The sequence below is a fragment of the Nocardia sp. NPDC056611 genome (genome assembly GCF_042792755.1).
In the GTDB taxonomy this organism is placed as follows: domain Bacteria; phylum Actinomycetota; class Actinomycetes; order Mycobacteriales; family Mycobacteriaceae; genus Nocardia.
The window spans coordinates 252581-265149 of record NZ_JBHTVV010000005.1 but is presented as its reverse complement, the minus strand read 5'-3'; the positions used below and the strand labels follow the sequence as shown (position 1 = coordinate 265149).

12 protein-coding genes are annotated in these 12569 nt (G+C 69.0%); 10 read left to right on the top strand and 2 right to left on the bottom strand.

Annotated features, from left to right (window positions below; genetic code table 11):
* The first annotated feature begins 25 nt into the window (after window positions 1-25).
* The 3 genes from ACFRAQ_RS26680 to ACFRAQ_RS26670 are packed head-to-tail and all read left to right on the top strand — an operon-like array spanning window position 26 to window position 1910.
* Window positions 26-1048 (top strand): iron-containing redox enzyme family protein, encoded by a 1023-nt coding sequence (locus ACFRAQ_RS26680; protein WP_379104292.1) that lies wholly within the window; start codon window positions 26-28, stop codon window positions 1046-1048.
* A 21-nt stretch (window positions 1049-1069) separates the two neighbouring features.
* Window positions 1070-1723: a HemK2/MTQ2 family protein methyltransferase gene (locus ACFRAQ_RS26675; protein WP_379104290.1), complete on the top strand. Its 654-nt coding sequence runs from the start codon at window positions 1070-1072 to the stop codon at window positions 1721-1723.
* Window positions 1701-1910, top strand: a complete 210-nt coding sequence (locus ACFRAQ_RS26670; protein ID WP_379104288.1) for a CDGSH iron-sulfur domain-containing protein — start codon at window positions 1701-1703, stop codon at window positions 1908-1910. The genes ACFRAQ_RS26675 and ACFRAQ_RS26670 overlap by 23 nt, the downstream gene beginning before the upstream one ends.
* On the opposite strand, the gene ACFRAQ_RS26665 is transcribed toward ACFRAQ_RS26670, so the two are convergent.
* Both ACFRAQ_RS26665 and ACFRAQ_RS26660 read right to left on the bottom strand, forming a co-directional pair.
* Entirely contained in the window at window positions 1907-2347 is a 441-nt protein-coding gene (locus ACFRAQ_RS26665; RefSeq protein WP_379104286.1) for a flavin reductase family protein, read from the bottom strand. The two genes, ACFRAQ_RS26670 and ACFRAQ_RS26665, sit on opposite strands and share 4 nt — an antisense overlap.
* A 220-nt stretch (window positions 2348-2567) precedes the next feature.
* A complete protein-coding gene (locus tag ACFRAQ_RS26660; protein ID WP_379104284.1) occupies window positions 2568-2900 on the bottom strand; it encodes an STAS domain-containing protein in 333 nt (110 codons plus the stop codon).
* A 449-nt stretch (window positions 2901-3349) separates the two neighbouring features.
* Here ACFRAQ_RS26660 and ACFRAQ_RS26655 point away from each other — a divergent pair, with 449 nt between their 5' ends.
* The 7 genes from ACFRAQ_RS26655 to ACFRAQ_RS26625 all read left to right on the top strand — a co-directional run bounded on the left by ACFRAQ_RS26655 (window position 3350) and on the right by ACFRAQ_RS26625 (window position 12554).
* A complete protein-coding gene (locus ACFRAQ_RS26655; protein ID WP_379104282.1) occupies window positions 3350-3520 on the top strand; it encodes a hypothetical protein in 171 nt (56 codons plus the stop codon).
* A 148-nt stretch (window positions 3521-3668) separates the two neighbouring features.
* Window positions 3669-4535 carry a lysophospholipid acyltransferase family protein gene (locus ACFRAQ_RS26650; protein WP_379104280.1) on the top strand — a complete coding sequence of 289 codons (867 nt, stop codon included), beginning with the start codon at window positions 3669-3671 and terminating at the stop codon, window positions 4533-4535.
* Window positions 4536-4867: 332 nt separating this feature from the next.
* Window positions 4868-6607 (top strand): fatty acyl-AMP ligase, encoded by a 1740-nt coding sequence (locus ACFRAQ_RS26645; protein ID WP_379104278.1) that lies wholly within the window; start codon window positions 4868-4870, stop codon window positions 6605-6607.
* Between the two features lie 36 nt (window positions 6608-6643).
* On the top strand, window positions 6644-6925 hold the full coding sequence (locus ACFRAQ_RS26640; RefSeq protein WP_379104276.1) for an acyl carrier protein: 282 nt from the start codon (window positions 6644-6646) through the stop codon (window positions 6923-6925).
* Window positions 6922-11205, top strand: a complete 4284-nt coding sequence (locus ACFRAQ_RS26635) for a type I polyketide synthase (protein ID WP_379104274.1) — start codon at window positions 6922-6924, stop codon at window positions 11203-11205. The genes ACFRAQ_RS26640 and ACFRAQ_RS26635 overlap by 4 nt, the downstream gene beginning before the upstream one ends.
* Window positions 11202-11969 carry a thioesterase II family protein gene (locus tag ACFRAQ_RS26630; RefSeq protein ID WP_379104272.1) on the top strand — a complete coding sequence of 256 codons (768 nt, stop codon included), beginning with the start codon at window positions 11202-11204 and terminating at the stop codon, window positions 11967-11969. Before ACFRAQ_RS26635 ends, ACFRAQ_RS26630 begins: the two co-directional genes overlap by 4 nt.
* A 177-nt stretch (window positions 11970-12146) precedes the next feature.
* On the top strand, window positions 12147-12554 hold the full coding sequence (locus ACFRAQ_RS26625) for an STAS domain-containing protein (protein ID WP_379104270.1): 408 nt from the start codon (window positions 12147-12149) through the stop codon (window positions 12552-12554).
* The last annotated feature ends 15 nt before the right edge of the window (window positions 12555-12569 follow it).

Sequence of the window (12569 nt, the reverse complement as noted above, 5' to 3'; positions counted from 1 at the left end):
CTGTCGTCAGCAGGAGGTGTTCATCGTGCGGAGGGTGTTGCCGCAGCCGTGCGGCGAACTGTCCGCGGGCGTGCTCGCGGCCTTGGGCGGCAGGGCGGGATCGGCGGTGCCGACGGTGCCCGACCGGGCGACCGCCGACAGCCGCGATCTGCACATGGCGCTGCATACCTGCTACGCGCTGCACTACGCGGGTTTCGACGGTGTCGACGAGGACTGGGAGTGGAATCCCCAGTTGCTGTGTCTGCGTTCCGAATTGGAGCGCCGGTTCCTGACCATGTTGCGGAGCGACGCCGGGTCAGATCTCGATCTCGACCGCGAGCTCGATGCCCTGTTGACCGTCCCCGACGAAGACACCGGTATCGCGGCGTTCCTCGAGGAGCGCGGTGAGCCCTGGCAGGTGCGAGAGTATTTCGCGCACCGGTCGATCCTGCACCACCAGGAGGCCGACCCGTACGCGTGGCTGATTCCGCGCCTGCGGGGCCGGGCCAAGGCCGCGCTGGTCGCCGTCGAATTCGACGAGTTCGGGGGCGGGCACGCGGATCGGATCCATCAGCGGCTCTACGCGGATCTGTTGGCCGGCGCGGGCATGAATTCCGCGTACCTGTTCTATCTCGATGCTGTACCGGCCCACATGCTCGCGATCGTGAACATGATGTCGTTGTTCGGACTGCATCGTGGTCTGCGCGGCGCCGGTGTCGGCCATTTCGCCGCCGTCGAGATCACGTCCTCGCCCGCGTCGCGACGCATGGTCCGCGCCTTGGAACGGCTGCACGCCGATCCAGCCAGCATCCGGTTCTACCGCGAACACGTGGAGGCCGACGCCGTGCACGAACAGCTGATGCGGCGGGAGGTGATCGGCGATCTGCGGGCGGCCGAACCCGAACTCCGCGCGTCCATCGCGTTCGGAATTCATGCCACCGGCCTGCTGGAGGATCGCTTCGCCGAGTATGTGCTCACCCGCTGGCGTGACGGCCGCACCTCGCTGCTCTCGGCGGAGCCGGCCGGCGAAGGAAGCGAGTTCGATCGCCCGTTCGCGAATGAACAGTGAATTCAGGGCTATCCCTGGTTCATGATGTTGATTCGCGCGCCCGGCGTCTATCGCCCCCAAGCCGACACCCGGCTGTTGGTTCGCGCGTACGCCGACGCGCACATCCCACCACGCGGCCGGGTCGTCGACGTGTGCACCGGAACCGGCGCCCTGGCCATCGCGGCCGCCCGATGCGCCGGGTCGGTTACCGCGGTGGATATCTCACGCACCGCTCTCGCCTCGGCCTGGTTCAACTGCCGCCGCCGGGGCATCGATGTCGAACTGCTCCACGGCGACTTCCAGAAAGTGTTGCCGGGCAGGACTTTCGATGTCGTGGTGTGCAACCCGCCGTATGTCCCGTGCCCGCATCGCGATCCACCCCGCGGTGCGGCACGCTCGTGGGACGCTGGGGCCGACGGGCGGTCGGTCATCGACTCGCTGTGCCGACTCGCACCCGAGTTGCTCTCCGACACCGGCACTTTGCTGATGGTGCAATCCGCGCTGTCCGGTGTCGACAGCACTCTCGCCCTGCTGCGCGACGCGGGTTTGAAAGCGGCCGCGGTCGCCCGGACGACGATCCCGTTCGGCCCGGTCCTGCGCAGCCGAGCCGCCTGGCTCACCCGCACCGCGCGGATCCGGCCGGGACAACGAGACGAGGAGCTGGTGGTCATCCGTGCCGACCGACCCAGACAATGACCGGCGGACAATCACTGTCACCGCCGACGGGCCCGTACTCGTCGAGGGCCCGGTGGAACTGGTGACCGCCGACGGCCGCACCATGCGCTGCGACCGCTGTGTGGTGGCGTTGTGCCTGTGCCGTCGGTCGGAAATCTATCCACTGTGCGACACCAGTCATCGCAAGCACCGACGTACCGCCGACTAGGCCGGGTGCCCCGGCACGACGTCCTCGACCTCGTCGTAGCGCATGGACGGTGGCTCGGCGCTGCCCGCCTCAGCCCAGGTCGGAGCTACCAGGAAGCCGACATGATCGCCGAAGTCGTCGTGCCGCAGGATCTCGCCGGCGAAGCACCCGGCGGCGGCATCGAGGATCGGCAGGGAATGCGGGCCCTCGTGCCATTCACAGTGCTCGAATTTGTCGATATCCGAACCGGTTTCGGCGCCGAAGAGCTGGGCGAGTGCGCGAGCGCCCGCCGGGAGGAGATGAACGGCGAGGTAGCGCGCGCGAGACGCCACGTCGTAGGTGTGATTGGCCTTGGACAAGCAGGTGAGAAACCGCCGCGGTTCGATACCGACCTGCGTCCCGAATCCCACCAGACAGCCCGCGCGATGACCGTCCGCGATGGTCGTGACTATCCACATCGATTGATCCGCCCGGGCGATCACGCGGTCGAAGGCGAGAGCTGTCGCACGAGGGCTCGACATGGCGACCTTTCCGCGGCGGGCCGGTCAGCGGGTGAGCGGGGTCTGAACGGTCCGGCGCTGGTCCATGCTGTTCGGTGTGATTCTTCGCCTGCCTGGGTACGGGTCGAGATCGTCGGATTCGATCATCGCAGACGGGGGAAGGAGATCACCCCGGAGGTCACTCGCCGGGTGGGATGCCCAGTCGGAGGGACGACCGGCAGACATCGAATTCCGATGCCAAACCGACTACTTCCAGTACTCGTGTGACGCAGTAGGAGCCTTCGAGGCATAGCGCGCAGTGCCGCCGATCGGCGAAATCGCGAGCCGCGATCAAGGCGCCGATCCCGGCTATGCCGAAGAAAGTCACCGCGGTCATGTCGATGACAGTCGATCCGCCGATGTCGACACTGTCGAGCAGTGCTTGCTCGAAGGCGGGGGCGGTCAGGGCATCGATCTCGCCACCGACGGTGCAAACGTTCGTATGGTCCGTGATCGTGGCCGAGGTGGTCATGAGAACAGGGGTCGTTGGACGGTTCATTACCATCACCTGGGTTTTTGGGGGGCGCATTGGAAGAACGCCGTTCACGGTCAGCACCCTGCATGGCCGCGAGTGACCAGGCTTTTTCATAAACCCTGAACAAATAGTACTCCCAGGGGGTGGTGGGGGATCCGGTAACGACCCGGTCACCTATTCGCCGCGATCGGCACCGACCGGTTGAGAAGACGGACCTCTTGGTATGCGCTGAGATGTCGGCGCTACACACAACCCCCGACGGTTGAGCCGATACGAGGGTCGCGCCCCACGTGTACTACAGGGACGCTGGGGCGAGACCCTCGTCCACCGGAAACCCGTGCACGTGGGGCGATCCCGTATCGGCTCGGCGACGCGGGCCGCGCGCCGCGGACCGGTTGTTAGCGGAAGGTGAATCCGGGTACGCGGCCGGTAGGAGGTGCGAAAGAATGATTATTCCGCTACTGGTGCTCCTGCTCGCAGGGATTATCTTTGCGGCCGGTTTCGCACTGAATGCCTTGTGGTGGGTCGCCGCGGCGCTCCTGGTGGTGTGGATCTTCGCGTTCGGCTTCCCCCGAGCCGATGAGGCGGAGGCGCACAGACACTGGTTCCGATGGTGACTACGAAGCAATTCGGCCGAATTCCCATAGGATCGAGCTGATCCCGCCTTTCCCGTGCTCCACACCCCACGTTTGCAGTTCCCGCGACTAATCGAACGGTGGTTCACACTATGCGGATTCGGAAGCCCGCCCTCGTCACGGTCCTCGCGTGACACTCGGTGAGCTGGTGCCGGGTAATCTCGTCGCGGGTGTCCGTGGCGCTGCCGATTTCGCGCGTCGCCGCCTCACCGGCGACTTCCAGCGCGACGAGTTCGGCCTCGACGAGCATCTCCTGGAGTCGCTGATTCTGCCGGTGCTGCGGCCGCTGTCGCAGCGGTGGTTCCGGGTCCAGGTCTCCGGCATCGAGAACCTCCCGGACGCCGAGGGCGCGCTGATCGTGGCCAACCATGCGGGGGTGCTGCCGCTGGACGCGCTGATGCTGCAACTGGCCGTCCACGATCGCCACCCCGAGCATCGGGCGCTGCGCCTGCTGGCCGCCGATCTCGTCTTCGAGCTGCCGATCGTGAGCGGGCTGGCCCGCCGGGCGGGGCACACGCCGGCCTGCCCCGAAGGCGCCGAGCAGCTGTTGCGCACCGGCGAGCTGGCGGGAGTGTTCCCCGAGGGCTTCAAGGGTGTCGGAAAGCCGTACAGCGCGCGATACAAGCTCCAGCGTTTCGGGCGGGGCGGCTTCGCCTCGCTGGCCCTGAAGACCGGTGTACCGCTGATTCCCTGCTCGATCGTCGGGTCGGAGGAGATCTATCCGAAACTGGCCGACCTCGCGCCGCTGGCCCGGCTGCTCGGGCTCCCGTATTTCCCGGTGACGCCGCTGTTCCCGCAGCTGGGTCTGCTCGGGTGCGTACCGCTGCCGTCGAAGTGGTACATCGAGTTCGGCCACCCCATCCCCACCGCCGGGTACGGCCCGCAGGCGGCCGACGATCCGATGACCATGTTCGAGGTCGCCGATCAGGTTCGCGAGACCATTCAGCGGATGTTGTACAAGCAGCTGACCGTGCGCCACAACCCGTTCATGGGGTAGCGATAGGGCCGACGAGCCGCCCGGTTTCGGTGCGGGGCTTTGACATGTGCAGGTTGTGAATTGCCCCGAAATCTCTGTTTCTCCTGAATTGTGTTGTGTCCTAGTGTCTGTCGATATCGGCCTCGCCATGCCCGGGGAGATCCCCTGAGGCGTGGCCACCGCTCTGCCCGCTGGTGACGCACACCCTCGGACTCGGCGCGAACCCCGGAGGGTGGGTTCGTCCCACTCCCTGGGTGGCTATTTGCCGGCGATTTGCGCGCACATCATTGCTGGCAGGGCACGGTCCGAACCGTCCCCCCGACGACAGAATCCGCCAGCCAGGAGTTCACCGGATGCATTCCACCTTCGTCGCCCATCTCCGAGGCCGAGCCGAGGCCCTCGGCGATACCCGGACCTACATCTACTTGCGCGAGGCCGGTCGCGAGCTGGTCGAGGACGTCACGACCTACCGCGAGCTGGACCGCGATGCCAGGGCCCTGGCCGACTGGCTGACGTCGCGCGCGGAGGCCGACCGGCCGGTCCTGCTGCTGTACCCGCCGGGTCCGGAGTTCCTGCGCGCCTTCCTCGGCTGCCTGTACGCGGGGGTGATCGCGGTGCCCGCGCCGGTCCCCACCGACGCGCGCAGCATGCGGCGGGTGGCGGGCATGCTCGCCGATGCCGGCGCCGGGCTCGTCCTCACCGCCACCGCCCTGCGCGAACCCGTGGCCGGATGGCTGCACGCCCAGAACGGATCGGTCGCCGTCGTGGCCACCGACGCGGAGTCCCTCGGTGATCCGGAGGCCTGGGAGATGCCGGGCATCACCGGCGAGACGATCGCTTTCCTGCAGTACACCTCGGGTTCCACGAGCGAGCCGAAGGGCGTGGCGGTGTCGCACGCCAACCTCATGCACAACGAGGCGGCCATCACCGAACGAGCCGCCGTCGGCGACACCGACGTCGTCGTCGGGTGGCTGCCGCACTTCCACGACATGGGCCTGATCGGGATGCTGCTGCAACCGCTCTACGCGGGCGCGAACCTGGTCTTCATGTCGCCGGTGACGTTCCTCAAGCATCCGGTCCGGCTACTCGAAGCCGTCGACCGCTACCGCGCGAACTTCATGGCGGCCCCGAACTTCGCCTACGAACTGCTCGCGCGCCGGGTGACCGACGCGCAGCGCGCGGGACTGGATCTCTCGTCGCTGCGGGTGGCGCTCAACGGCGCCGAACCGATCCGGGCCCGCACCATGGACGCGGTGATCGAACACCTGGCCCCGGCGGGTCTCGCCGCGACCGCGTTCCTCCCGGCGTACGGCATGGCCGAGGTGACGCTGATGGCGACCGCGGCGCGGCCCGGCACGCCGCCGGTGTATCTCGACGTGGATTCCGCGGAGCTGGAACGCAATCGGCTCGTGCCCGCCCCGCACGGCACCCGCCTGGTGGGGTGCGGCGCGGCGGTCACCGGCCTCGACGTCCGGATCGTCGACCCGGTCACCCTGAAGACCCTGCCCGACGGGCAGATCGGCGAGATCTGGCTCGGCGGACCCAGTGTGGCACAAGGCTATTGGAATCGGCCCGACGAGACCCGGGACCGCTTCGCCGCCCGCACCGAGGGCGCGGGATCCTATCTGCGGACCGGCGACCTGGGCGCGCTCCGCGACGGCGAGCTGTTCATCACCGGACGGCTCAAGGACCTGATCATCGTGAACGGCCGCAACCTGTATCCGCACGATATCGAGGAGGCCGTGCGCGACACCCATCCGGCGGTGGCCGACGCGCCCGGGGTGGTGCTGTCGATCGACACCGACAGCCAGGAGCGTCTGCTGGTCGTCCAGGGCGTGCGCACCGCCCAGCTGGGTGAACTGCCCGTCGCCGAGTTGTCGTCCCGCATCAAGGCGGCGGTGGCGCGCGGCTTCGAGCTGCCCGCGCCGAACGTGGTGCTCGTCGAGCACCGCGCGGTCCACCGCACCACCAGCGGCAAGGTGCAACGCAATTCGATGCGATCCGCGTTCCTGGACAACACCGTCGACGGCGTGCTGCACGAGGAGATCGAACCGTCGGTCCAACTGCTGCGCGCCAACGTTCTCGCCCGCTGACCCGACCCGCAATCGACACCTCAGGAGACACCACCGATGAGACCCTTTGCGCCCGCTCGCCAGGACACCGTCGTCGTGGACTGGCTCACCGCCCGGGTCGCCGGGTACCTCGGCCGATCCCCGCGCGATATCGACCCCACCCTGCCGCTCGCCGAACTGGGCATGGACTCGGTGTCCGCGGTGAGCCTGTGCGGCGAGATCGAAGTCGAATGGGACCTCGCGGTGGATCCGACGATCGTGTTCGACTACCCGACCATCCTCGAACTCGGCGGCTACATCACCGGCCGAGTCGCCGAATTACCCGGGCCGCAGGCATGAACGACGCGATCGCCATCGTCGGAATCGACTGCCGCTTCCCGCAAGCGCCGGACCCCGAAGCGCTCTGGGCGTTGCTGATGGCGGGCGCGGACGCGATCACCGAGGTCCCAGCGCACCGCTGGCCCGCGGCCGACTTCCACGATCCCGCGGGCGGCCCGGGCCGGGTCAACAACCGCACCGGCGGATTCCTCACCGACGCGGACGCATTCGACGACGAGTTCTTCGGCATCACGCCGCGCGAGGCCGAGGCGATGGATCCGCAACAGCGGCTGCTGCTGCAGGCGGCGTGGCGGGCGTTCGAGGACGCCACCCTGGACCCGCGCGGGCAGGCCGGCTCGAACACCGGGGTGTTCGTCGGGGTCATGGCCAACGAATGGGCCACGGTGCGGATGCGCGACTACGACCGCATCACCCCGCAGATCGGCTCGGGCAACGGGTATTTCATGACGGCGAACCGGCTCAGCTATCAGCTGGATCTGAAGGGGCCGAGCATGGCGGTGGACACCGCCTGCTCGTCGTCGCTGGTCGCGATCCACCAGGCCTGCGTCGCGTTGCGCGCCGGTGAATGCGATCAAGCGCTGGCCGGGGGCGTCAATATCGCGGTGACGCCCGCGCTCAACGTCTTCTACACCCAGGCGGGCCTGTCCGCGCCGGACGGGCGCTGCAAGCCGTTCAGCGGCCACGCCGACGGCATCGGCCGCGGCGAGGGCGTCGCGGTGCTGGTACTGCGCAGGCTCGCCGACGCCCAGGCCGCGGGCTTGCCGATCTACGCGCTGATCACCGGCAGCGCGGTGAACAACGACGGCCGCAGCAATGGGATCACCGCGCCGAATCGGTGGGCCCAGCAGCAGGTCGTCGCCGAGGCCTACCGGCGGGCCGGGGTGGACGCCGATCAGGTCGCGTTCCTCGAGGCGCACGGCACCGGGACCGTGCTCGGCGACATGATCGAGATCAAGGCGCTCGGCGCGGTGCACGCGGCACGGGCCGCGAGTCCGTGCGCGATCGGCTCGATCAAGGGCAACCTCGGCCACACCGAGGGAGCCGCCGGTATCGCGGGAGTGATCAAGGCGGCGTTGAGCCTGCACCACGGCACCGTCCCGCCCACCCGGTACGCGGCCGAGGCGAACCCGGGACTGCGGCTGGCCGAGCACGGGCTGCGCTTGCTCGACGCGCCGATGGCCCTGCCGGAGGGACGGATTCACGGCGCCGTCTCGAGCTTCGGCATGGGCGGCACCAATGCGCACATGCTGCTGACGAGCGCTCCGCCGGTCACACCGGCGTCCGCGACCGATGGCGGCGGCGTGCTCACCCTGTCGTCGAACGATCGGGAAGGATTGCGGCGTAACGCTGTTCGCCTCGCCGATCGGATCGCGGGGGAGTCCGGCCGGCTGAGTGAGCTGTGCTGGTCGACGAATCAGGTGAAGTCGTCGGGGCGCCACCGGCTGGCGCTGGTGGTGCGGGACCGGGAGAGCGCGGTGGCCGCGCTGCGTGAATGCGCCGCGGACCCGGTCGTCCTCGACATGAACTCCGGTGCCGCCCAGCGGTTGTCGATCGGCTGGATGTTCACCGGGCAGGGCTCCCAGTATCCCGGGATGTCGCGCGCGCTGTACCGGGCCTCCGCGGTGTACCGGCGCGCGCTCACCGAGGTGGACGAGCGCATGGCGGTTCACCTGCACCGCTCGATCGCCGATCTGCTGCTCGGCGACGATGATGGCAGCGTGCATCGCACCGAGTTCGCGCAGCCGGCGCTGTTCGCGGTCGAATACGCCCTGTCCCGGACGCTGCTCGAGCTGGGGGCCGAACCCGCCTGGCTGCTCGGGCACAGTGTCGGCGAGTTCGCCGCGGCCGCGATCGCCGGGGTGTTCTCCCTCGACGACGCGTGCCGGCTCATCACCGCCCGCGGGCGGCTCATGCAGAATCTGCCGGGCGACGGCGCGATGCTGGCGGTGCGCGCGACGCCCGAGACGGCCGCCGCATCGATCGCGCACGAGCCCGATGTGGCGCTGGCGGCGATCAACGGCCCCCAGGACGTGGTGGTTTCGGGCGCGGGCGACGCGATCGAGCGCCTCGGCGCGGTGCTGACCGGCCGCGGCGTCGGCGTCCGGCGGCTCACCGTCTCGCACGCCTTCCACTCGCCGCTGATGGCGGGCATGCGGGACGAGTTCGCCACGGTCGCAGGGGAATGCGCCTACCGGCCGCCCGAAATCCCGATCTACTCGACGCTGCGCGGCCGCCTGCTCGAGGCCGGGGAGCCGATGGACGCCGCCTACTGGACCGAGCAGCTCGAGGCCACCGTGCGCTTCGCCGACGCCGCGGCCGCCGCGCTGGCCACCGAACCGACCCACCTGATCGAGGTGGGCCCGCGGCGCACGCTCGCGACCCTGCTCGGCCGCTCGGCCGACGGTCCGGTGATCCCGGTGCTCGCGCCGTGCGCCGGACCGCGAGCCTCGGGCGACGAGCTGGCCGAGACCATCGCGGCGCTGTATCACGATGGGCTCGACCCGGATTGGGACGCGCTGTACGAACCCGGCGATCGGATCCGGCGGCGCGTCGGCGGCTACGACTTCGACACCACCCACCGCTACTGGACCCGGATCGACTCCACGCCCGCCCCGTCACCGACACCCGCGGCACCCCCGATCGAGGACACCACCATGGACCAACTCATCGCGCTGTTCCGGGAACAGAACGCCCTGCTGTCGGCCGCCGCCGGAGGGCCCGTCGCGGCCCCGGCGCACCCGGCCCAGCCCCCCGCCCTCACCGTGCCCGCCCACACCGGCGCGAGCCCCGATGCCGCGGCCGTGGTCCGCGCCGAGTTCGCACGGGTGAGCGGATTCCCGGTAGCCGGACTCGCCGGCGATCAGACCATCAGCGGCGACCTGGGATTCGACTCGATCATGATCGCCGACCTGTTCGGTGGAATCGCCCGCCGCATACCGGGATTCGCCATCACCCCCGAGTGGTTCACCCCGGCGACGACGATCGCGGACGTGATCGGGCTGGTGGCCGCGCCGTCGCCGGCGGAGCCCGCGGAACCGCTCGTGCCGGAGCCCGCCCCGGGCGTCGAACCGCAGTACCGCATCGCGGATTTCCCGGAGGTGCGGGAGATCTTCGACCGGATCGGGCTGGCCGAGCAGCTCGGCGTCAGCAATCCGTACTTCCTGATCAACGACGGAGTCACCCGCGACACCTCGGTGATCGGGGGACAGGACGTCCTGAACTTCTCGAGCTACAACTACCTCGGCATGTCCGGCCACCCCGCCGTCACCACCGCCGTGTGCGACGCGGTGACCCGATACGGCAGCTCCGTCTCCGCCAGCCGCCTGCTCTCCGGCGAGAAGACGATCCATGCCGAACTCGAACGCGAGCTCGCCGCCCTGCTCGGCACCGAGGACGCGATCACCTTCACCAGCGGACACGCCACCAATGTCACCGTGATCGGGCACATCGTCGGCCCCGGCGACCTGATCCTCCACGACAGCCTGGCGCACGACAGCATCCTGCAGGGCTGCAAGCTCTCCGGAGCCACCCGGCGGCCGTTCCCGCACAACGACCACGCCGCGCTCGACCGTGTACTCACCGACATCCGCGACCGCTACCGGCGGGTCCTGATCGTCATCGAGGGCGTGTACAGCCAGGACGGCGACATCCCCGACCTGCCCGCGATCATCGAGGTGAAGCGGAAACACAAGGCGCTGTTGATGATCGACGAAGCGCACAGCATCGGCGTGCTCGGCGCGACCGGCGGCGGCATCGGCGAGCACTTCGACATCGACCGCGCCGACGTGGAGCTGTGGTCCGGCACCATGTCGAAGGCCCTCGCGGGCTGCGGCGGTTATGTCGCGGGCAGCGCCGAACTGGTCCGATTCCTGAAATACACGACCCCCGGGTTCATCTACAGCGTCGGCATCACCCCGGCCAATGCCGCGGCCTCACTGGCGGCGATCCGCCAGTTGCGGGCCGAACCCGAGCTGCCGCGGCGACTGCGCGAACTGTCCCGGCTGTTCCTGACCCTCGCACAGGAAGCGGGCATCGATACCGGCGACAGTCATGACACCCCGGTGGTGCCGTGCATCATCGGCGACTCGATGCGGGCGCTCGCCTTGTCGAATGCGTTGCTGCGCAGGGGCATCAACGCCAACCCGATCCTGTATCCCGCCGTGCCGGAGGACAAGGCCCGGCTGCGGTTCTTCATCACCGCCTGCCACACCGAGGAACAGATCACCTCCACGGTGAAGATCCTCGCCGAGGAGCTGGAGACCCTGCGGGCGGCGGGGTGAGCGGGTACCTCGACCCCGTCGCCGCGGCGGATCCGGAGTCCTTGCGGCTGTTCTGCTTCCACCACGCGGGCGGCGGGTCCTCGCCCTACCGTGGCTGGCAGCGCGCCCTGGGCCCGCACATCGCGGTGCGACCGGTGCTGCTGCCGGGACGCGAACGGCGCGGCGCGGAGCCGCGATTCAGCGAGATCGAGCCATTGCTCGCCGACCTGGACGCTCGGCTGGACGAACACCTGGCCGCGCCGCACGTCTTTTTCGGGCACAGCATGGGTGGGCTCATCGCGTACCGGCTCGCCTGCCGCCGACGCGACCGGGGCGCGACATTGCCTGCCGCACTGATCATTTCCGGGTGCGCGGCCCCGCACCTGCCGTGGCCGCTGCCCCCGGTCGAGGCGCTCGACGACGCGGCGCTGATCCGATTGCTGACCGACCTGGGCGGGCTGCCCGCACCGATCCTCGAGGTCCCGGCGCTGCTCACGGCCGCGCTGCCGGTGATCCGAGACGATCTCCGGGTCTGCGCGGACGCTCGAAACGACGCCGGCCCTCCGCTGCCGTGCCCGATCCACGCCTTCGGCGGCGAGGCCGATCCGCTGGTCGGTGAACTCGACCTGACCGCCTGGCGTGAGCACACCACGGTCCACAGCGAGGTACGCGTCCTGCCGGGCGACCACTTCTCCCAGTTCGACCGCACCGACCCGCTGTTCGATCGGTTACGACCACTCCTGCGGCACTACGCGGCGCCCGGTCTCGTGCCGCCGCACGCATAGAGCCGATTGCGCCGAAGCGGCGAGACAGATCACAGGTGTATCTCGCGACCGGAGCGGGTACCCCATGGTCACGGTTGAAAACCAGCAGCCCAGCCCGTGCCCTGCGGCATGGGTGCTTCATGATGCGACGGCCTCGGGCGGGGCACGTCACATGAAACGGACAAGGATCTGATCCTGATGCCGACTTCATTCATCGTCGCTGGTGGACCGGCGATCGTCGAGCGGCGTGGACAGCACTCGCTGCTGGGAGTCACTCACAGCGCACCATCACCGACCACGACGGTAGTGACCGCTACGGGCGAGATCGACTACTACAACGTCGGAGACTTCCGCGAACACCTCGGCTACGCGATCTCCACGAGTACTCGGCTCGTGGTGGTCGACCTGTCGCGACTGACCTTCCTGAGCATCTCCGGGCTGCAGGCCATTCTGGATGCCGACGACCACGCCCGCAGCCGCCGGCGAGTCCTTCGGGTGGTCACCGGAACGCGATGCGTGGACCGGCTGCTGGAGGTCTGTTGCCAGGACGCCGAGCTGGAAATCGCGCGGACGATCGCCGCCGCGTGTACACGATGGCCTGGGTAACGTGAATTCCGCTGC

What these genes read in the sequence shown, in the direction of transcription:
- ACFRAQ_RS26675 (WP_379104290.1), top strand. Translation starts at nt 1,070, where the DNA reads ATGATGTTGATTCGCGCGCCCGGCGTCTATCGCCCCCAAGCCGACACC.
- ACFRAQ_RS26665 (WP_379104286.1), bottom strand. Translation starts at nt 2,347, where the DNA reads ATGTGGATAGTCACGACCATCGCGGACGGTCATCGCGCGGGCTGTCTG.
- ACFRAQ_RS26660 (WP_379104284.1), bottom strand. Translation starts at nt 2,900, where the DNA reads ATGACCACCTCGGCCACGATCACGGACCATACGAACGTTTGCACCGTC.
- ACFRAQ_RS26655 (WP_379104282.1), top strand. Translation starts at nt 3,350, where the DNA reads ATGATTATTCCGCTACTGGTGCTCCTGCTCGCAGGGATTATCTTTGCG.
- ACFRAQ_RS26645 (WP_379104278.1), top strand. Translation starts at nt 4,868, where the DNA reads ATGCATTCCACCTTCGTCGCCCATCTCCGAGGCCGAGCCGAGGCCCTC.
- ACFRAQ_RS26640 (WP_379104276.1), top strand. Translation starts at nt 6,644, where the DNA reads ATGAGACCCTTTGCGCCCGCTCGCCAGGACACCGTCGTCGTGGACTGG.
- ACFRAQ_RS26635 (WP_379104274.1), top strand. Translation starts at nt 6,922, where the DNA reads ATGAACGACGCGATCGCCATCGTCGGAATCGACTGCCGCTTCCCGCAA.
- ACFRAQ_RS26625 (WP_379104270.1), top strand. Translation starts at nt 12,147, where the DNA reads ATGCCGACTTCATTCATCGTCGCTGGTGGACCGGCGATCGTCGAGCGG.